The sequence below is a fragment of the Agrobacterium sp. M50-1 genome, from assembly GCF_049843495.1.
In the GTDB taxonomy this organism is placed as follows: Bacteria; Pseudomonadota; Alphaproteobacteria; order Rhizobiales; family Rhizobiaceae; genus Agrobacterium; species Agrobacterium radiobacter.
In genome coordinates this window covers 63,594-84,310 of sequence record NZ_JBBHZH010000008.1, presented here as the reverse complement: position 1 = coordinate 84,310, position 20,717 = coordinate 63,594, and the positions used below count along the sequence as shown (strand labels likewise).

16 protein-coding genes are annotated in these 20,717 nt (G+C 57.6%); 3 read left to right on the top strand and 13 right to left on the bottom strand.

What is annotated here, in order from left to right:
• Positions 1 to 54: 54 nt before the first annotated feature.
• Positions 55 to 990: an HNH endonuclease gene (locus WDZ78_RS18560; RefSeq protein ID WP_209787393.1), complete on the top strand. Its 936-nt coding sequence runs from the start codon at positions 55 to 57 to the stop codon at positions 988 to 990.
• 12 nt (positions 991 to 1,002) lie between these two features.
• On the opposite strand, the gene WDZ78_RS18555 is transcribed toward WDZ78_RS18560, so the two are convergent.
• From WDZ78_RS18555 to WDZ78_RS18540, 4 genes are read right to left on the bottom strand one after another with little or no spacing between them, the layout of a single operon-like run.
• Positions 1,003 to 1,284, bottom strand: coding sequence for a M48 metallopeptidase family protein (locus WDZ78_RS18555; RefSeq protein WP_268833701.1), 282 nt, complete (start codon positions 1,282 to 1,284; stop codon positions 1,003 to 1,005).
• Positions 1,285 to 1,316: 32 nt separating this feature from the next.
• Complete coding sequence (locus WDZ78_RS18550; protein WP_425673853.1) at positions 1,317 to 4,247, bottom strand: type I restriction endonuclease subunit R; 2,931 nt, start codon at positions 4,245 to 4,247, stop codon at positions 1,317 to 1,319.
• On the bottom strand, positions 4,244 to 5,563 hold the full coding sequence (locus WDZ78_RS18545; RefSeq protein WP_209787397.1) for a restriction endonuclease subunit S: 1,320 nt from the start codon (positions 5,561 to 5,563) through the stop codon (positions 4,244 to 4,246). Before WDZ78_RS18545 ends, WDZ78_RS18550 begins: the two co-directional genes overlap by 4 nt.
• Positions 5,550 to 7,388, bottom strand: coding sequence for an N-6 DNA methylase (locus WDZ78_RS18540; protein WP_425673852.1), 1,839 nt, complete (start codon positions 7,386 to 7,388; stop codon positions 5,550 to 5,552). The genes WDZ78_RS18545 and WDZ78_RS18540 overlap by 14 nt, the downstream gene beginning before the upstream one ends.
• Positions 7,389 to 7,456: 68 nt before the next feature.
• Here WDZ78_RS18540 and darT point away from each other — a divergent pair, with 68 nt between their 5' ends.
• Together darT and darG are read left to right on the top strand one after the other, a co-directional pair.
• Positions 7,457 to 8,125, top strand: a complete 669-nt coding sequence (gene darT, locus WDZ78_RS18535) for a type II toxin-antitoxin system toxin DNA ADP-ribosyl transferase DarT (RefSeq protein ID WP_209787401.1) — start codon at positions 7,457 to 7,459, stop codon at positions 8,123 to 8,125.
• A 9-nt stretch (positions 8,126 to 8,134) separates the two neighbouring features.
• Positions 8,135 to 9,175 carry a type II toxin-antitoxin system antitoxin DNA ADP-ribosyl glycohydrolase DarG gene (gene darG / locus WDZ78_RS18530; protein WP_209787404.1) on the top strand — a complete coding sequence of 347 codons (1,041 nt, stop codon included), beginning with the start codon at positions 8,135 to 8,137 and terminating at the stop codon, positions 9,173 to 9,175.
• Positions 9,176 to 9,347: 172 nt separating this feature from the next.
• Here the strand turns inward: darG and WDZ78_RS18525 are convergent, their stop codons facing one another.
• The 9 genes from WDZ78_RS18525 to WDZ78_RS18485 form a co-directional block, all read right to left on the bottom strand.
• Positions 9,348 to 10,172: a hypothetical protein gene (locus tag WDZ78_RS18525; RefSeq protein WP_209787406.1), complete on the bottom strand. Its 825-nt coding sequence runs from the start codon at positions 10,170 to 10,172 to the stop codon at positions 9,348 to 9,350.
• Positions 10,169 to 11,593: a dGTP triphosphohydrolase gene (gene dgt / locus WDZ78_RS18520; protein ID WP_425673851.1), complete on the bottom strand. Its 1,425-nt coding sequence runs from the start codon at positions 11,591 to 11,593 to the stop codon at positions 10,169 to 10,171. Before dgt ends, WDZ78_RS18525 begins: the two co-directional genes overlap by 4 nt.
• Positions 11,594 to 12,098: 505 nt before the next feature.
• On the bottom strand, positions 12,099 to 13,421 hold the full coding sequence (locus WDZ78_RS18515; RefSeq protein WP_209787408.1) for an McrC family protein: 1,323 nt from the start codon (positions 13,419 to 13,421) through the stop codon (positions 12,099 to 12,101).
• A complete protein-coding gene (locus tag WDZ78_RS18510; protein ID WP_209788500.1) occupies positions 13,418 to 15,550 on the bottom strand; it encodes an AAA family ATPase in 2,133 nt (710 codons plus the stop codon). Before WDZ78_RS18510 ends, WDZ78_RS18515 begins: the two co-directional genes overlap by 4 nt.
• A gap of 1,498 nt (positions 15,551 to 17,048) precedes the next feature.
• On the bottom strand, positions 17,049 to 17,771 hold the full coding sequence (locus WDZ78_RS18505; RefSeq protein WP_209787410.1) for a DUF6602 domain-containing protein: 723 nt from the start codon (positions 17,769 to 17,771) through the stop codon (positions 17,049 to 17,051).
• Positions 17,772 to 17,787: 16 nt separating this feature from the next.
• Positions 17,788 to 18,693, bottom strand: a complete 906-nt coding sequence (locus WDZ78_RS18500; protein ID WP_209787412.1) for a CBASS oligonucleotide cyclase — start codon at positions 18,691 to 18,693, stop codon at positions 17,788 to 17,790.
• The gene (locus WDZ78_RS18495) at positions 18,693 to 19,190 is read right to left on the bottom strand and encodes a hypothetical protein (protein ID WP_003508389.1); all 498 of its coding nucleotides are present in this window, start codon (positions 19,188 to 19,190) and stop codon (positions 18,693 to 18,695) included. Before WDZ78_RS18495 ends, WDZ78_RS18500 begins: the two co-directional genes overlap by 1 nt.
• Positions 19,187 to 19,660 carry a hypothetical protein gene (locus WDZ78_RS18490; protein ID WP_209787414.1) on the bottom strand — a complete coding sequence of 158 codons (474 nt, stop codon included), beginning with the start codon at positions 19,658 to 19,660 and terminating at the stop codon, positions 19,187 to 19,189. Before WDZ78_RS18490 ends, WDZ78_RS18495 begins: the two co-directional genes overlap by 4 nt.
• Positions 19,657 to 20,547 (bottom strand): AAA family ATPase, encoded by an 891-nt coding sequence (locus tag WDZ78_RS18485; RefSeq protein ID WP_209787416.1) that lies wholly within the window; start codon positions 20,545 to 20,547, stop codon positions 19,657 to 19,659. Before WDZ78_RS18485 ends, WDZ78_RS18490 begins: the two co-directional genes overlap by 4 nt.
• Between the last annotated feature and the right edge of the window lie 170 nt (positions 20,548 to 20,717).

Here is a 20,717-nt window from a genome sequence, read left to right as displayed (position 1 = left end):
TCCTGGTAACAAGGTCCCACAGCCTGTTTTGCAGAGTGAGAGCACATTCATCCGATGGCCAAGGCCATACTCACGACCAAGGTCGACCCGACCTACGACGATCTGCCGGAAGAGCGGTATCATTTTCCGCGGACCTATTTACGTCAGGTCGAGGCGGCCCGCGGCGACTGGATCGTCTATTATGAACCGCGGCGTCCGAGCGGCGACCTGATGAAGACCGGTGGCAGACAGGCGTATTTCGCGACGGCGCGCATTGCCGACATCATCGAAGATCCCTCGAAACCCGATCATTTCTACGCGCTGATGGAGGACTTTCTGCCTTTCGATCATGCCGTCCCATTCAAAGAAGCGGATCATTATTACGAGAGCGGCCTGCGCAAGGAGGATGGCTCGACAAACAAGGGGGCGTTCGGCCGCGCCGTCCGGAACATTCCCGACGTCGAATATGACCTGATCCTCGCCGCGGGCTTCGCGCATGTCCTCGGGAAGCGAGACCGCGAACGGCCGACGCCAGATCCGGCCGAAGAAGCGAGCGTCGGATTTGGTGAAAACCCGCAGATGCCCTACGGGGCCGACAGCATCGATCGCCGTATCGTCACCCAAGTGCTTCAACGCCCCTTCCGGGACCGCGCTTTCTCTGCTGCCATCAAGGCGGCCTACCACGACACCTGCGCCGTCACCGGCATAAAGCTCATCAATGGTGGTGGGCGCTCGGAAGTCCAGGCGGCCCACATTCGCCCGGTGGCACACGGTGGGCCGGACAGCGTTCGCAACGGCCTCGCACTGTCGGGAACTGTGCACTGGATGTTTGATCGTGGGCTGATTTCAGTCGATGACGATTACAGTCTGCTGATTGCGGGCGGGGGTGTTCCCGACACGATCACGCGGCTGATCAACTCGGAGCGGCGCTTGCTCGTGCCGACACGGGGGGACGAACGACCGCATTCGCAGTTCCTGCAGTATCATCGCGAGTACATGTTTAAGGGATAAGGGTGGCGGAAATTATTTCCGCCTCTGCAGATCCAATTGCCGCCAATTCGGCACATGGGTGGTCATGAGCGCTTTGAAAAGCCGACCGTGGTTCGGCACGCGAAGATGAAGCAGCTCATGTGCTATGACAAAATCCTGAAAGTCCACTGGCTGCTCGTCCAGATCGATCGCCAACGTGACAATCCCCGACGTCGAGCAAGAGCCCCACTTCCGGGTCATCCTTTGGACCCGGACATGGCGCGGCATTACCCGCAACCTCACCGTCCAGGCGTCCACTCGGCGCTTCAGGCGCATTGCGGGCGTGAGGCAGGCCTCCATCGGCCACTTCATCGAGTGACGATTTCGACGATCAGGTCGACGATTTTCGTGCGGGCTTCACGATCGACGCCAAGAAGCGGGCGGTATAGAGCCGCCCTGAGCTGGCGTTGCTCATCGGCATTGACCGGAGCATTGGGGAATCTGGCCATCAGCTTCTCGGTTTCCTTGGCGAGGTCCAAGGGTAAGACGCTGCCTTTCTTGAGCGCCTCGTCGTCCTTGAGCACCCAGAAGATGCCGAAGGCCTTCGGCGAAAGTCCGGTCTCCTTCGCCGCCTTCGCCGCCGCGTCCTTCTCGACGGCAAGTGCTGCCAGTAGGTCCATGGCGGCTAGACCGGTCACTTTCCGGCTTTCCATGTCTTTCAGGATTCGCTCGGCACGATCCTTCAGCGGCTGCAGAACCGGTGCGGCGTTGGCATCTTCGTCGATCTCGTGTTGGAGACCCCTTACAAGGTTAAGGACCTTACCCTCGTCAGTACCTTTCTCTCCGCGAAGAGCCTCAAGCGTCTTCAGGTCGAATGTCACGCTCTTTGTGAGCGTGCCGAGACCGCTCTGTGTGGCGCTTTGTTCCACCAACCGTTTTGTTTTGTAGGCGAGGTCAGCGACAAAGCCGATCTTTTCGGCATAGGCGTTACGTACGGCGGCGTAGAGCTGCGCCAGACGCTTGAAAGTGGCGATATGGTCACGCAGCTCCGGCGACGGCGACAGGATTTCCCAAAGCGCCTCGATGTCCTTGTAGGCCTCGAAAAACGCCTTGCGTGGCTCGGGCTCAAGGAAGCGGCCATAGACGATGCGCTCCAGTCGCTCGTCGGCGTCGCCGCCTTCTCCGGCATCGAGATAGTCCGTCTCTGCCTTGGCTATCTTTTCGAGAAGATCCTTCAGCAGCAAGTCGAGGTCTTCAATCACCCCGTTCACGTCGGACGAATCGAACTTCAGCGCCTTCTTCAGCTCCCGCAGCACGCCGACGAAATCCACGACTAGGCCGACGCGCTTCTGGATACCCTGCGGATCGACATAGGGCCGGTTGACCCGCGCCACCGCCTGCAACAGCACATGGTCGCGCATCGGCTTGTCGAGATAGAGGCAATACAGTAGCGGGGCGTCATAGCCGGTCAGCAGCTTGTCGGTGACGATCAGGACTTTAGGGTTCTTGTCCGCCTTCTTGAACAACAGACGGACATCTGCCTCGCGCTCGTCGCTCACCTGCAACTCGGCCACCAACGGGCGGTCGACGATGTCGGCGACGTTCTCGGTATAGATCGGCTCGCTCCACTCGGGCGGCAGCAGCTTGTCCAGAGCCCGCTTGTACTTGGCGCAGGCCTCGCGGTTCACGCCGACCAGAAACGCCTTGTAGCCGAGCGGCAGCACGTTCTCCCTGAAGTGCTCGGCTACGAAGGCTGCCACCTGTTCGATGCGGTTGTCTGCGGTGAGGAAGGTGCGCAAGCCGACGGCCCGGTCGAGCGCCTTGTTGAGCTCGTCGATGTCGGTGACGCCTTCGGTCTCGGCTAGCTCGAAAAATTCCTTGTCTAGCCGCTCGGCTGGAACAGTCATCGTGCTCGGCGCCATCACATGCTTGATCGGCAACGTCGTTTCGTCGTCGATCGATTCGGCGATGGAATACTTGTCGAGATAGCCCTTGTCGTCGTCCTTGCCGAAGATCTTGAACGTACCTTCGCCCTGTTCGGTCTTGGCGATCGGCGTTCCGGTGAAGCCGATGATGGTGGCATTCGGCACTGAGGCCATCAGGTAGGTGCCGAGATCCTTGGCGACCGAGCGGTGGGCCTCATCAATGAAGACATAGATATTGTCGCGGGTGTTGCTATCCCTGTCGACGCCCTCGAACTTGTGGATCATCGACAGGATCAGGCCCCGCTTGTCGCTCTTGAGCAAGTCCTGCAATTCGGCCTTTGTGTTAGCCGGCCAGGTCGCGATGTCCTGCTTCTGCATTTCGCCGAGTAGCTTTTCGACCCATCCGCTCATCTGGGTTTCGAGCTCTTTGCGGTCGATCACTACAATGACCGTAGGATTACTGAAGCGATCTTTTTGTTCAAGGATCAGGCGCGCCGCTGTAAGCAGAGTGAAGGTCTTGCCGGACCCTTGCGTGTGCCAGACGAGCCCGCGCCCCTTGGAGGGATCGGCGCAGCGCTCAATCACGCTGTCGATGGCGCGCCGCTGATGCTGACGTAGAACCGACTTCCGGGTCTCGCCGTCCTCGACGTAGAATAAAATCCAGTGCTGGAGTGTGCGCAGGAAGTCAGTGCGCTCGAAGAAAGCTTGAACGGCGAAGCGATAGGCCTCGTCGGGGGTTTGCTTCCAACGGGCGAGAAACCGGCGATTGGAGTTCCAGGTTACGCCGTACCAGTAATCGATGAGGTGAGTGACGTTGAAAAGTTGAGGTGAGCTGATCAGCTCCGGCGTCTCAATCTCATAGCGGCGCAACTGCTTTATGGCGCGCTCGATGGCATCGCCATCCTTTGGGTTCTTGTGCTCGACGATGCAAACCGGAACGCCGTTGATCAGGAACATGACGTCAGCGCGGTTACCCTTGCGGGCTGGCGGCTTCAGCGCCCATTCCCAGGAAACATGAAAGGCGTTGGCTTCGGGATGCTCGAAGTCGATCAACGTCACCCGGCGGTGGCGTTTCTCCTCCTCGTCATACCATTGCCGCTCGCCGCGCAGCCAGGACAGCATCTCGCGATTACCCTCGACGGTCGGCGGCAGGGCGTCGAGCGTCTCGATGACCGAGCGAATGGCGTCCTTGCTCATCCAGCCATTGAACTGGGAAAGCTTCTCCTCCAGCTCGTCGCGCAGCAGCATCCCGGCCTCGCCGCCGCGCTTCTGCTTGGCGATATCGGGGGTGAGCGGCGCCCAGCCGATCTCGACGGCGTGCTTGACCATCGGAAACTGGACGGTGCCGGCTTCACTGATTTTCAGTTCGCTCATGCCGCGACCTCCGTTTCCTTCACCGGTTCGAGCGCCGACAGATCAAGGTCGGCGACGCGGATTTCGCCCGTCATGAGCTTGTGCAGCAACGCCTTGAACAGCTCATCAAGGACCGTCCGTTTGCGCCTATGCAGGTCGATCTTGCGGTCAATCGCATCGAAGACAGCGACGATTTCGCGTTGCTCCTCAAGGGTCGGCGGCACAGGAATGACCAAGGGATCAAGGTTCTTCTTGTTGAGCTGCGGTGTCGGTCCCGGCTCTGTGATCGTCCGCAGATCGAATGCCTGAAACCATTGAAACAAGAAGTCCTGATCCAGATCATCTCCGGCTAGGACGCCAATCACGTTGGGATCAAATGCTGTCCATCCGGTTGAAAGGCGCTTCTTGTTCGTTGCGATCGCCGCTCCCCTTTTGGGAAAAATGATCGTACGAGGAGGCGCACAACGGTGCGTCACGACGCTACGAGCAACCGTCTTTTCCAAAAAAGCTGATTGGAGTCTTATTTCATTGCCGTCCAAATTCATGTCGGCGACTTTAATGCCGAGGACAGAGATTGCATCCTCGTTGTGCTCATTCTCCAACGCTTCGAGTTCAGAATAAGACATTCGCGTCGAAACAACTTTTGCGCACTCGTCGAGCCGAACAACATTCCAACTGTCCGGCACCGGGCCGATTTTGGTATCCTTCTGCGCCTCGCTACGCAGGCCCTTCGTGAACAGCGCCCGCATCGCGGCGCGCTTGAGGTCCTGGGCCAGCCGCTCACAGTTCATCTCAGCGGCGCGGGCTTTCTGTATCATTTCCAAGCAATCGGCAACGCGCCGTTGTTCTTGCTGTCGAAAAGCCGGGATCGACAAATCGAGCAAGACATTCTCGGGAACACGCTGACGCCCGGTCGATCCTTCCATCCGCTCGGCAACGTAGGACCGAACGTCGGGGTGAAGTAGATAAAAGAACAAGAAGCGAGGGTCGTGTTCTTCCGTTCGGGGATGCAGGGGGATCACTTCAGTCGTTGCATACCCAAAATCAGCATCCAGATTCTGGACAAGTGCCTGCTTGCCGTTTTCAAACGAGGGAGTGATCTTGCCAATAAGAAGATCACCACGTTCAAAATAGGTACCGCTTGCAATCGCACTCGGCGCTTTCAGCGCGAACGCCGGCATGTAGGTGCCATCCTGCGGAATGGCGTCCATCGCGGCAAAGGCGATTTCTGGAAGGGTTGCGCGGTCAAGATTACGAGGCTTCTTGGTCACTTCATAGCCATCGCCGACCCGCGACCAGTGCCGAGCTGCGCCAAGATCGGTTTCAAGCAAGCTCATCGACCACCCCCGCCAACAACTTGGTGAGCGTCGCAGAAAGCCGATGCGCTTCCTTGTCCAGTTCGCCGAGTTCACGCACTAGCGCGGAAACAGAGCCCACTTCGGCGGAGCTGGATTGTCCAACCCATCTACTCGGGCTGAGGTTGTAATCCGCTTCCTCGGCCTGCGCCTTGGTGATGACGGCAATCTCGCCCTCGACCGGCTCGCCCTTCAGGAAGGCAGCCGCCAGCGGCCGGATGTCATGCTCAGGGATGTAGTTCTTGGGCTTGCCTTTCTTGAGCCGCTTGCTGGCGTTGAGAAGGACGATCTTGTCCTTGCGCACCGCCGGTTTGCGCTTGTTCAGCACTACGATCACACCTGGGGCGCCTGTATTATAGAACAGGTTTTCCGGCAGCAGGATCACTCCATCGATCAGGTCATGATCGACGAACCATTTGCGGATGTTGCGTTCCTTGTCCTCGTTCTTGCTGCCCGAGCCGCGCGTCATCGCGCCGGTATCGAGCACCACGGCGGCGCGACCGTGATCACCCAGGCAGGCGAGAGTGTGCTGAAGCCAGGCCCAATCGCCCTTGCCGGTTGTGATGCCGCCCGCCGTGCGAAAGCGATCGAACGGATCGTTGGCGAACACATCCGGCGCGAAGGGTTGGTTCCACATCGGATTGGCGACGACGACGTCATGCGTCTTCACCTTGCCGTCCGCTGTGCGGAACTTCGGATTGATCATCGTGTCACCGCGCGCGATCTCGATGCTCATGTCGTGGATGATGCCGTTCATCTGCGCCACGGCGTAGCTCTCGGCCTGAAGCTCCTGGCCGGTGAGCTTGAGCGGCACCCTGCTGGTGGGATCGAGTTCGCGCGCGACCAATTGCAGCTTCACTAGAAGACCGGCCGAACCGCAGGCATAGTCGTGGCAGTCTTCGCCGGGGCGGGGCCGCATGATGTGCGCCATGAGAAAGCCGACCTCGGTCGGCGTGAAGAACTCTCCCGCGCTCTGCCCCGAACCTTCGGCGAATTTCCGCAAGAGGTACTCATAGGCGCGGCCGAGGAAATCCGGTTGCACATCGGCAAGGCCGAGGCGGTAGCGGGCATCGGAGAAGGTTTCGATCACGCCACGAAGCTTGGCCGGGTTGACATCCCGCTCGCCATTACGTTCGGCGGCGAAGTCGACCACGTCGATGACGCCAGACAGCGCGGGATTCTGCTTAACCACGGTACGGACCGCTTTGGTCAGATGCTCGCCGATATCCTTCGGCTTGGTTGTCTCGCCCTTGCCGTCAAGCGGCCAATCATAGGTGGCGCGGCCGCTAATGACACCCCAACGTGCCTCTGGAGGCAGATAGAAGCGAAGCAGGGAATGATCGCTTTCCGCGATCTCCAAAGCTGTCTCAAGGTCGCAATACTCTTCCGACAAGCGCTCGATCTCATCGTCAAAGACATCGGACAGGCGCTTCAGGAACAGCAGCGGCAGCAGATAGTCCTTGAACTTGGCAGCATCCTTCTCGCCCCGGATCGAGCAGGCGGCGTCCCACAGCATTTGCTCCATTGATTTCGTCGAAGGCGCTAACGTTCTTACGCTCCTACGCCTGGTCACGCCGACTGCCGCAGCCGTTTCAGCGAATTCGCCGATCCCGACGTCCACGCCCGCCTCGACCGCCAGCGCGGTTATGGCTGCGCGCGCGGCCTTTTGGGGCGCGTTCAGACCACCCTCCCATCGGTTGATTGTGGCGAAGGAGACGCCGAGACGTTCGGCGAGCTGCTCCTGGGTTAAATCGAGTTTCGCACGGATGGCGCGAAGGATGGCGGAGGGGTCTTGTGCGTTTGTCATGTTTGCTATATTTGCTATATTCAGCATTGAGTCAAGCGTGAATAGCTAGCCCCAGGAGCATCCCTCGAATGGCTGTGCCGGTCCCTACGCACCTGTTTCACATAACCGCGATCGCCAACCTTGCGGCGATCGCGTCATCGGGGGCGCTGTTGTCTAAGGAGCGATTGACGGCAAATGGGCTCAGTCCCACCAACATCGCGTACGAGACAATTCAGGACCGCCGGGCGCGTACAATGGTACCAATAGCTCCCGGAGGGACACTCCATCATTATGTGCCGTTTCATTTCGCTCCGCGATCGCCAATGCTGATGACGATCGACAAAGGCAACGTTCCTGGCTGTGACTTAACTCAGAATGATATCGTCTACTTGACGACAACAGCGCAGATCATCGCCAACCAAGGTGCTCCATTTGTATTCACCGACTACCACGCGGTCATGGCAATCGCTTCATTTTTCAGCGATTTGAATGATCTCAATCAGATCAACTGGAGTATCTTTTTCGAGAATCCGCTGCTCGGCGGATATTGCAAGTATTGGCAGAATCGATCGACTCCAGCCCATATGATGCGGATGGAGACACGCCAGGCAGAGTTTCTAGTACGTGACTCGGTGCCGCTTGCTGTAATTACCCAAATCGGGGTAAAGTCCCCGCAAATGGCCAGCCAAGTTCAAATGGCGCTGGCGAATACGGGCTGGAATCCACCGATCCAGATCGTTCCGGGTTGGTACTATTGAGAGGAAATCATGGCGGTCGAGATTGCTCACGGCGATCTGCTAGAGCAGCGCGTTGACGCGATTGTTAACACCGTCAACACGGTCGGCGTCATGGGCAAGGGCATTGCCCTCCAGTTCAAGCGCAAGTGGCCTTCCAACTTCAAAGCCTACGAAGCGGCGTGCAAGGCCGGTGAGGTTGTGCCCTGCAAGATGTTCGTGTTCGACAACGGGCAACTTGCAGAACCGAAATTTATCATCAACTTCCCCACCAAGCGCCATTGGCGGCAGCCGTCGCGTTTGTCCGATATCGAATGTGGCCTTGAGGACCTCGTAGAGCAGATCCGGAGGCTCAAAATCAGATCCATCGCACTGCCGCCACTCGGATGTGGCAACGGTGGACTTGAGTGGAGTGCGGTAAAGCCTCTGATTCTTGGGGCGTTCGCAGAAGTGCCGAACGTTGAGGTCAAGCTTTTCGAACCCAGTGCAGCCGAAAACGTGCGCGAATTGGCTCCGGAAGCCGCTAAACCGAAGATGACCGCAGGTCGGGCAGCGGTTATCAAGGTACTCTCGATCTATCGGCAGATGATGTACCCATTGAGTCAGATTGAGGTGCAGAAGCTCGCTTACTTTCTGATGCGTGCAGGTCAGGACCTGGGAACCCTTAAATTCCAAAAATATACCTACGGGCCCTACGCGCCTGCCCTTAGGCACGTCCTGACAAAGATGGATGGAGCCTACTTGAAGGGTGTCGGTGACGGAACAAAACCTTCAGAAATCACAGTTCTGGATGCAGCACTGAACGATGCGGAAAGTTACTTTTCTGCTGCCGGCGATCCGACAACAAATGAGCGCGTTCAGCGAATTGCTAAACTGATCGATGGCTTTGAGTCACCTTACGGCATGGAACTTCTGGGCACAGTCCATTGGGCCGCTGGGGAGAGCGAGAGCAAGAGCTTGGACGAGGTTATCCAACGAGTCCACGCTTGGAATGCTCGCAAGCGCGAGCTTATGAAGCCGGCGCATATCAAGGTCGCTTATGAGCGGCTGATGAGCGAAGGTTGGATCAATTAGAAGATCTTTTTGTGCGCTGAGATATCGGAAATAATTTCCGTCTTGTGGTCAGTCCATTTGCCGTGGCGCCGGTACGATCAATCGAAAGCGTTTTCCATCCAACCCGAGTTTTTCGACGGAGCCGCGATCGTTCGTCCCGCAGGGGAGCGACATGAGGACTGTTTCTCCGACGCTACCGCGCCACAAGGCCCCTGATGGTCTCCGGACACGTCCCCTGGTCTCCTGCCACGTACGGGCCGTAGTGAAGTGGGTTGAACTTAACCAAGCGATTGCAAGATGATCGGCCCGCCGCGTGTTTGCAGATTTCCAAAATCACGGCATTCGGATCGCTCCCTGCTGCTAGGCGGCGCCCAAGGCCGTTGCGGGCAACATAGTCCACAATCTCGCCACCGTTGCGGGCCATGCCCTCTACCAAATAGCTGGTAAGCTTGGGACCCAGGTCCTGACGCCAATCCAACAAAATCCGCAAGGTGCGTGCCAGCGTGCCGATATAATGTGGATTGGCTTCGAGGTTGATATCGACGATGCCGTGTTTGATACTTGTCCAGAACCGGTCCGAACTTGTGATTTCAAGCGTGCGACAATGGAAGAGCACGGCATCGCAGTCGAAGAACGTGGTCTTGATCAGATCGTTCAGAGAGTGCGCGGCCACGTAGCCATTGCTTACGGCCCATGTCGATTGCAGCGCCCACACGTCGAAATCGAACCGACCATATTTGAGCCTGTATCCGCCAAAGCGGTTGCGGTGACCGCCAAGCGCGGCAAGAAGGGTATCCAACACATCCGGCGACGCATCCACCACCACATCGACATCGGAGTTGAAGGCGTTACGCCCTTCGCGCGCGAAATCACGCGGCAGACCGCCAAAAATTGCACTATCGCCAGCACCGCTCAGAATATCTACCAGGCTGCCGATGTCGCCGCCGTGCGATCCTCTGATGAAGTCGGCAATGTCGTGACTTAGATCCAGGTCCCGAACGTGGTGGACAGCACTCATACCGCTCCTCGCTCACGCAGATCCTCCAGCAGCGAAATCGCGAAGCTATCCGTCATGCCCGACATCATGTCCGTCATCAGTTGCAGTTCACGGTAGCGGATTGGCATGCGATTGTCCGGAGATTCAGCAACTCGCCGATAGTTCTCCGAGATACGTGAATAGACGTAGCTGTGCACGGGAGAGGTTCGCTTCGACCCTATATCAAGCGGATCTTTCCGGTTGGTGATCGCGGCCCAGAAGATGTCCATGAGCCCATGAATCGTTTGATGTCCCTTCAACTCGACCTCCAGCACCTGGCGGTGCGGATATATGTGCTTGCCGGCGAACTCTTTCAGCAGTGTCCACAAGCGTTTGGCATCGGATTCAGCCATGAGTTCCTTGTCGAAAGTGCCCGCCATCATGGCCGGCAAGTTTTCGGCAAAAGCCTTGGTCGCCGCCACGATCATGACGCCGATGGCATTAACTCGGAACATCTGCATGGTGATGTCGTCGAGTTCGGCGGCAGACAAAGACTGCGCACGAAATTCTTGGTGTTGCTGCCTTGCCTTGACGATGACAGAAGCAATGCATGCATCATCAGAGCCTTCGAACTCAAGGAACCCTGCTAGCCGATCGAAGTTTACCAAGCCCTTCTTGGCAGCATCTTCGACATCGACAATGGAATAGGCGATGTCATCGCAAGCCTCCATGATGAAGGTCAGTGGATGCCGAACACCCTCCGCCAAGCCTGTTTCCGCCCACACTTCCTTGGCGATATCGGCTTCCGATTGAAAATAGTTGAACTTCTTGCGCGCCAAGATCTTCTTGTTCACCTTGTCCGACGGGCTGGGATACTTCATGAGCGCTGCGAGGAACGCATAGGTCATGTTCAGACCGTAAGAATCATTGACTATTTGCAGTCGCGTCAGAAGTCGGAAAGCCTGGGCGTTGCCTTCGAACTTGAGGAAGTCTTCCCTGAGTGCGGCTCCGTCGAGCCCCTCGAAAATATCTGGTGCCCGAGCCTTCATCCAGGACTGTATGGCGTCCTCGCCTTGGTGGCCGAACGGTGGATTGCCGAGGTCGTGTGCAAGACCAATTGCTTCGAGCAGGGCTGGAACGTTTCGTTCCGCGTTGAGGCTCTCTGGCAGATTGAACTGTTCTGGATAGACGTACACAAGGGCCGTACCAAAACTGCGCGCCATGTTAGCTACTTCATGGCTATGTGTCAGGCGGGTGCGAACACTGTCATGAGGATCAAGGGGAAAGACTTGGGTCTTGTCTTGCATGCGCCGGACCGGCGTAGAGAACAGAATTCGGTCGTGGTCGCGCTCGAGTTCGGTACGATGTTCGGCGGTCTTGGCAGAGCGCTCTGCCCTCTTTCCTTTGGCCTTGTCCTTACGGCGCTGCGAATTGAGCAGCTTTTCCCACTTCAGATCACCCAATGTCCATTCCCCTGTGTCGGCCAAGTTCTCGGCGGAAGGCCCTGATTCGTCAATTGGCTGGGCTCCCAAGGCTACAAAACCATGTTGATGGATAAGCAATCGCAAACAGACGTTCGATCACGGCATAGAAAATAGCTATGTTCACTTTCTGTTCTATGGCAGCCCCATCCTCAAAATTCAAGAAGAAGCTGAGGCGTGAACTGCGCGGCGGGCGTTTCCGAGCACAGGGCGCACCTGATCGACCAGATGGAATGCAGCTCAACGAACTGGCGATGGCAGCGACGGAGGATTAAGCTGCTCGGACGGCATCCTGCCGGCTTCCGATCCATCGGAATCCTTGATCTCGGCACATCGAACCGCGTGCCCGCATCGAAGGCGGATGAAGTATTTTTATAGCCAGGAGCCCCCCACGCCTTTCAAGGCCCCGGAAACCAATTGAGGCACGCTTTAACGTCATGGCGGCATAACGCCCGTTCCACCTTTAAGCGTCTGATTTATTCATGGCTTAACCGGGTACCATGACGCCTTTGCCGGTTGCGGGAACAATGATTTTTTTTAGCCGTGCAACGATATCGTCGTCAGCGCCAAGTGCCACGTCGATGCTCACAGTTTCAAGTGTCGTGGCTTGTCCCGAAATCCAGAACTGCCCTTGGATGCCATCGTGCCCCGAAAGTCCTGTGTGGTGGGGGTAAAGCAGGGTCAAGTGAGGTGCCTTGTAAAGGTGGGCATAGGCCATCATCTGGTAAACATCAGATTGGGAAACGCCCTGTTTAGGATCATCAATCCTAGAGGAAATCCTTTTCCACTTGGTGTCTATCACTTGCACAACCTCGCTGCCACGGCGGATCAGGATGTCAGGTTTGGTTTGAAAAACCTGACGCCCGCTGTCTTGAGCCGTCAGACAATACTCCCGCCCGCCCTGTAGCGTGACGCTGTACTCTGTTCCTGCCATCGCGCGTGCAACCAACCGTCCGACGTACTCCTCGAAAAGCGTGTTCATTTCGAACAGAAGCGCTGTTCCCTGGCCGGCCCCGGCGCTTGTGGTCTGGAATTGGCTGCGCAAGAACATCCGCGCCATTCCGACTAGATCCTGCCAGCCACGATTGGTCCGGTCGATCACGACTTCATCCCACCGCAGAGCGGGAACCGGAATGGCCGAAATGTCCGCATAGACAAATGCCAACTCCCGAAGCCGGTGGAGATTGGACGTACTGCGCGACAGCTTGGAAAGATGGGCAAGTGCCGCCTTCATGACGCGGTTCAACGCGATGTCGGTGGACAGCTCGTCAAATCGGCAAGCGAGGCGGCTGGGATTAACCGCATGGCGAGTGAATTGGCGGGACACGTCAAGCGTCCCGCGCAACGCGGGTAAGTCGTCCTCTTGGCCAATATATTTACGTGGCATACCGCGACGGACAGCTTCCGTGAGCTTTCCACAAAATATCCGGACCAGGATTTCGAGAAGCGTTTCGTGCTGCCAGTCCAGTTCCGACAAGCGCCCAGTCTCGATCTTCATGTCCAGCGCCACGGCGAGCATGTGGACAAGACGCTTGCGGATTTCGCCCCGCTCTTCTATCGAGCCATGTGCGGCCGGTACGTCGATCTTAGGAAGGATCTCCAGGCTGCAATCCTCGGCCGCGATGACACCAACCACCCCGCGGGCGCGCAACTCATGCCGGCGGTCCTCGAGCACGCCCCTTTCGCCCCGTCCAGCAAAAATCGACGTCTTGCTAACTGCGGCCAGGCGGTCGGCCATCCTGTCCGGGATACAGCCAGGCCCGTCACCGCGGGGGAGCGACCGGTATTCCAGCACGCTGAAAGCGGTCATTCGACTTCGAACTCCGTGAAGTCAAAACCGCCATCGCGATCACCTTGAACCTCGGGACGGACGCGCCAGCGATAGCGAACGCCAGATACCGTGTCAGAGTCCAATCCGGGTGGCGCGGATATGACATCTCGCACCAAGAACCGCGGATTGCTCTGCGCCGCGTCGCCGAGGACCGCGGCAACCTTTGACCAATCCTCGTAGAAATACTCGGATAACAAGGGGATCACCTTGTATCGCATCGCCGCTGCGATCTTGGCGCGGGTATCGCAGCCGGTGAGATAGGCATGACCGATCTGATGTTCGCGGTCGAACAGATACTCAATCCGTTCGTTGATTGTGCGCAGAAGCTTCTGAGGATTGATCCCTTCAACATTATTTGGCAGCACATGAGGATCTGGCATTAGCTCGCGGAACGCGAACCGACGCCGTAGCGCAGTGTCCAGAAGCGCAATTGACCTGTCGGCCGTATTCATCGTCGCGATGATGTGCAGGTTCGCGGGCACAGCGAACGGCAATTTGGAATATGGCAACGCAAGACGGATTTCGTTCGGCATACCCAACCGCTTGTCGGGCTCCAAGAGCGTGATCAGTTCGCCGAAGACCTTTGAAATATTGGCCCGGTTGATCTCATCGATGATCAGCACAAAAGCCTCGCGTTCAGCGCCGGCATCAACCCCCTTGATCGTGCTATTCATGTAGCGCTCGAGGGCAGGAATATTGAGGCGCTCTTTCCTCAACCCGTAGATCGACCGCATCGTAAAATTGCCATCATAGATCTCGGTGACCGGCACACCCGCAACGTCGTGCCAGAGCCAGCGAACGGCACGCCTGTGGCCATAGTTTCCCTCTGGCCGCGGATGATATTCGTAGTCGCCGATCACTTCACCTATAGCTCGGACCAACCGGTTCCCTTTCGACACGACAATGATATCGCCTCGCTTGAGACGATTTCGAAACGTGTCGGTGATTGACACCTGGCCAGACTGTAAAGTGACCGGTCCCTCGATCTTTCCTTCTGACTGGCAAGTTTTCAGGATTTCCTCAGCAGCCTCATACTTTGGGTCGCTCCAGTCGATGTCTTCCCAGTCCAGAACGGTGTAGCCGCCCTCAATCACTTCCTCGAAGAGGTCTTGATCTCCGGCGTCTCGGCTGAAGCCAACTGACATCTTGTAGATTTGTCTACCATCAATCGTGATCCGATTGCAGATCGCCGTCTTGCCTAAGCCCGTTTCGGCTCGCTTGGCAATGCGCCGAAAAATTCCAGGCACGGTTTCTAGCCGGAAACCCGCTGAAGACGTTTCTTCACTATCGTCCGATCCTGTCATGGGCTGACGGCCCTCGACGAAATCCTCATAGGTCATCGACTGGTGAAAGGTAACGAACTCAATCCGACCCTCGCTGGAAAGACGGTGATACTCGACCATCAGGGCCTCGCGTTCAGCGCGCAGAAGTTCGGCCGCTGAGTCGCCCAAACACAGTCGAACGGCTTCCAATGCGGTGGCGTAAGTCTTGCCGGTTCCCGGCGGGCCGTAAAGAATCAGGTTGGTTGCCGAGCGTGTTGGTGTTGTTTTTGCTTCTATCACGGTGGCTACCTCCGCTTGCGATGCGAGCTTGTAAGTGAAGATGGTTGAGCTGCTGGGGTTCGGCTCGGTATGAGTTGGGGGTGGCACCTGAGCCAATTGCTGGAACTTCTTGCCACCAAGTGCACTGCAGATGTTCGGAAATGCGTCTGGTAGGTCCATTGCCTCGGCGATCTGGCTGGCGCGAATAGCCACCTTTGGAGCATTCCGCTCTCGCCCCGGCTCAATGAAATAATTTCGCGCGCAAAGACGAATGCGGTCAGCGTCGCGTATAAGGTGGTCGTAGCGTTCGGGAGGCGGAACAGGCTTGTCATCCTGGTCCACAATAATGAAGCCCGAATTGTGTAGTCGCGCAGCCGCATCCGCTTTCTGCCCCCATCCTCCGTTCAGGTCGATCTTCTGCAAGATGAAGCCGACCAGTGGCTTCGTGGGATAAACGCGCTTTGGGCGCTCACGACTGGAGCGCACCCAGTAATCACGAGGTTCTCCGAACTGACTGAATATCTCTGCGTTTTCACCGGTCAGGCTGTGGCGATCAAAGGCATCCATAGCCGCTTCAATCTCGGCTCTCGTGAAGATACTCCTTGCATCGGCTTCAATCGGAGGAACGCTTGTAGCTGGTCGCCAATGACTACCATTGCTATTTCCATCGATTACCACTCCCGCCGCGCGACTCTGACTGTTGAATACATGATCGACAGCAAAACGGAAAAGCGCTGGGTTCTCATCGGGAACTAAAACACCCTGCTCTAACAATCGATCTCGCTCGGGCCTATCCCGTTTCTTGTCTGGAGATCCCACACGCATCGCGGTTGAACCCTGGCGAACAACGAAACCAGAAGGGACTGGCTTGCCAAAGGCTACAGCTTGTTCCTTTTGGATCTGAACCCAACCGCTTTCATCTTCTGTCATCGTTTGTTTCACTCTGAATTTCCATAATGCTCAATGCACACAACGTGTTCACCAACCGAATCTGCTCACCCGTCCCACATTTCGTTTCGCGTATTCCTCCAAACGCGTACTAAAGAAAGTCAGAAGACCCTCAAGCGCCCGTGCCTCCACGGCGCGATCATGCGCCCAAAAGGCCCAAAACTGCCCGTCGTGCCAGATACCGTGCACATACTCGAGCCCGCCAAGCGCCGAAGGGCGGTCCACTCGCATCAGAAATTCAACCATCCGCCCCAGTTGCCCGACAGGAACGCTCCCTGCAACACGACCTCAGTCCCTAGCGCTAAAGGCATCTCAAGTGGCGTCGGCATCGGCGGTCAGATCATCACGCGGGATGGCGAACGCCGACCAGCCGGAGGCTTCAATTTTCTAAGTGCGCCGCTTCGTGTGCTTCGCCCTGTCTCTGCAGCAGGGCCGCATCTTCGCTGTCCTCACCAGGCTCCGGTCTCTCGCCGCACCGCAGCATCAAGTCGGTTGCCGAAAAACAGATACTGCCGCAATGTCTTTCATGGTCGCCCTACAATCTCGAACAAGAATGAGCCGAAGAAGAATCGTTTCACCGGATCGCAGCTTCTAAAATAAACGCCATGGGTGTCAATTCGCGTCAGACACCGCAACTGGTTGAATTGATGCGCAGTGCCCGAAAAGCCTTCTCTTGTCAGCCGGCAGGGCGCCGCGGCGCGCACGATCCCCAAGCTTTTCGACGCGGTGGCGGTTAGGCAAAGCACCTGAGCAGGCGTTTCATCGCCCGATGTTCCTTGATAAAGCGGCTGACTAGCGGTAGTCGCGCCTAAAATCGTCGCACTACTTCGACACACAATGGGCCTCGTCCGCAATCGCCAGGCAGCTCAACGAACGTCCAAGGAAGACCGTGCTTTATCAGACGCCCGCGGAAAGATTTGCAGAGTGTGTTGCGGCGATCAATTGAACCCACTGCCGATTGCGAACATCGGTGCAGATGGTGGAGCTTTGTCTCCAATCAATGAGCATGCGTCGGTTCCCTCGGGCAGCGGATTGTTCACCGCCTATCGTGACGATGCGCTATCGCGAGGCCCCATTTGTTAACCCATGACATGCCAACACTGTTGGACGTCGTCGATCACTTCGCCAACCATTCACCATAGGCGTCGATGTCGATCATAGGGACGGTGCCGCTGAATTGTAGCCGAGAGATCAGCTTGAACAGGAATGCGGTGGCTGGCTTGTTCTCGGACACGAAGTCATATCCGCCTGCGCCGTTGCGTGCGAAGTGGCCGTGCGACGCCACACACCCGATATCCAACTGGCGGTCGCCGGTGCCATCGAGGAGGATCGCTTCAAGCGACTTGCCCATTGGCGGACTCCATTCGCTCTCGAAAGTCAGGATTCCGCCGAAAATTGGGATCAAGGGCTTCGCTGGATAGACGCCGCCCGCGTGCGGTATCGGCAGGCTCGTCCGATGGAGCCGCCTGGCACTAGCAACCTTTTCCTGAGCATATTTGACGAGCTGCGCGTCGGCAGTCTGCTTCGCCTCGAAGACGGCGTAAACGCTCTCGGCGGGAATGATCGTCTGGTTCTCGTAGGTGAAGATGAACGGCGAATACTGCCGGTCGAAAACGACCACGTCGATCTGCTCGCTGAATTTCCCCCTGCTGTCGACGACGTGGGCCTTGGCGACGCTGTATCGGGAGGGCAGGTACTTCTCCAGCAGGCTGATCCAGACGCTTTCGCTCGCGTCGCCCTTCATCCCGGGGTGCTGGAAGCTCTTGCGCGCCACCGACAGCCGCGATTGGATGTCTTCGTGCAACGAGGAAAGGAGTTGTGACAGGGACCATTCGGACATCAGGTCTTCCTTTTCTTCAGGAGAGCGGGAACTTGGGACCGAACAGTGCGCGCCATGCTTTCAAGGCGTCGCCGTTGCGTCCCTGCTTGGCGAGATTTATGGCGCTTCGAGCATCGCGGCCGGCTGCCATGAGAAGATCGCGTGCACGCTGCTTGCGGGTGCCGTCCATGCCGTCGCTGATCGGCGGGCCGAGCCTGGCGGGATCGGCCCAGGTGTCGAAGATGCGGTCGGCCAGTGTCGAGAACAGCCCCTCGATTTCGTAGTCGAAGCGGCCCTGCCATCCGCCGTAGAGGCACTCGAGCGCCATGACCTCGATGAGGAACGACGGCTTGACGGGCTTGTCGGCTCCGTGCCTTGGATTGTTGTTCCAATATTTGACCATGCGGACCAGGCCCTTCCATTCGTTGGAGAAAGCCTGGTGCGCATCAATCGCTTTCTGAGCGTGAATCTTGGGATTCGTCTTGATCCACTCGCCTTTGTCCGTGTCTGGGATTTCAAAGTCGTCGCCAGACGGGAAGGCAGGAACGACGTCGACGCTCAGGATGCGGTAGTCGGTATTGTCCTCGGCGTCTACCGCAACGCCGAAGTCGACGTTCACCGAACGGCCCTGCTTGCGCACCGCCTTCTCGCCGTATTTCTCGACGAGTGCCTTATGGAAATCGTCGAGGACAACAGAGGGGGTCTTGTCACGGTACTTGGAACGTTCGCTTTCCTTGAGGACGAAGAAGATGTCGATGTCCTTGAGCGGCTTGGTCTTGGTGTGACGCTTGTAAGACCCTGTCAAGAAGCTGTTGGCTATGGCGAACTTGGTATCGAGATAGTCTCTCACCTCGTTCTGCCTCTTTGACGCGTTTTCCTGTTCGCGGTCGTTAAGCTCAAGCCTCGACTTGAATTTCCTGAACGCGTCGTCGGTCGTAAGCATCAGCTCTTCCTCCAGTAGGCTGCGCTTCCGCCTAGGCCATTGTGGTCGATCGTCGATCCGAGATTGTGACGAATGAAGCCATCGGTAGAACGGTAAGAGCCGGGGCCCCAGCCCTGCACGTCCGGTCGTCCCGGTTTGCTTTTCATCTTGATGTCGTAGCAGGCGTCGGAAGGTGCGACACCCGCCTTGCGAAGGTGATACTTGAGCTGATCAGTGTCAGTCCAAAAGCCGCCGCCGCCGTTCCAGCTATAGACGATGTCGATGTCCCAGCGGACGATGAGCGCACCTGTCGTCTTGTTGTAGATTTCCAGCACAACCCTTTCGAGGTCTTGCGTCCCCAACCACGTCTTGAGAGCCCGCATGTTGGTGTCCCAGTCGTTGACAAGGTTCGAAGGATCGAGTCCACTCAGACGGATGATGTCTTTGAGGCTCTTGAGGATATTGTCGGCCACGTAGGTTACCGAGTGGGTGTAGGTGTTTACGGCAACGGTGGTCATGAGCCGAGGAAACCTTTCGGATTGAGGACGAGCGCGCCGCTGGTGGAGGGCTTCGTGGTATCACTGCCAGCGGTTTCCGCGCTGTCGCGGGCGGTGATCCGGTTGCTCTGCTTCTTCAGCGAGTTGTTGACCCATTCGAGGTCGTCGGTGGGGCAAGGTAGCGACAACTTCCAATCGCCCTTCAGAGGGTCGTAGCCCAGCGTGTCTTCCTTTGCATCCGACCCATCGATGGCATCGTCATCATGGAGGGTGTATATGCGCGTGCGCGGGCCGTCGCAGGTCACTACAATCGCAGCGTCCTTGGCCGCCTGGTCGGCGATGACGCTCGCCGCCGTGCCGCCTGCCGCGAGAAGTTCGTTCCGATCTGAACCATTACGCCCCTGCGTGAGCAGCTCGACAATCTCCTCCCAGGTGTCGAGCGCATCGCGGTGAGGATTGCTGCGGAAGACGCGGGAGTAGGTGCTGCTCATGTACGGGTCTCCTTGACGCGAGTCTTATGGGCTGATTTTGCGGCAGCGATGATTGCCGACATTGTCACGCTGCCCGGGTTCATCGCGGTGGCCTGGTCGGAAGCCAGTGCGTTAGCCACCATCTTGCGAATGGCGCGGCCATCCAAACCGACGCAGGCAGCAGCGCACTCTTCCAAACCCTTAGCGTCCGTGAGCTTCCCCATCTCCGGGAAGACCTTAGCAAGGCCGCCAAGGCAATCGCGCAGGATGAGCAGGCAGGCTTCCTTGGTGGGGAGCGGGACTTCGAGAATGAGATCACAACGCGAGAGAAACGCGTCGTCAACGGCCTTGGGGAAGTTGCTCGTAGCTACGAACAGAAGGTTTGGATGCTTTTCTGCAAGGGCATCGAGCTGGACAAGGACTGCATCCGTGGCGCGGTGGACATCGACGGGGTTTGCCTCAAGGCTTAGCTTGCCGCGGTCCGCCGCCAAAGTCTCAACTTCGTCCAGCAGGACGATCGTCGGACCGACCTGTGCGGCCTCTGAGATCGCCTGGCCGAAAAGATCGGTCACTGCGCGCTGGGTCTTGCCGTGGGCAGCACTGGCGAGAGAATGAGGCTCCACTTCGAGAAGGCGGAAGGCATCGCTGCGGAAAGCTTGGGCAACGCGATGTGCCAGCCCCTTGGCGAGCGAGGTCTTCCCCGTCCCAGGAACGCCCGTAAGCATAATGACGCCATGCAACGGGATCACCGAGCGCGAAACCTTCGAACGCAGCGTGAAATTGAGCACGGCCTGCGACAGCAGCTTGGCCTTGGTGCCCTCGTCTAAGACAATCGAATTCCAGAGCTCGCCGAGCGGCGCGCTCGGCAGACGGGTTATGTTGTGAATACCTTTAGGCAGTTCGTTCATTGGGAATGTTTCTCGCTGGTTCATATCGATCCCTTTCCAGGCCACTCAGCGCCTTGGGTAAGCCTCGCGTGGAATTGGGATCGCCGCCATGGCTATGGCTGTCGATTATGTGACGAAAGCTGATGTCTCAAAGGTGCCACTTCATCACCGCACAGTCGCACACGCGGGTG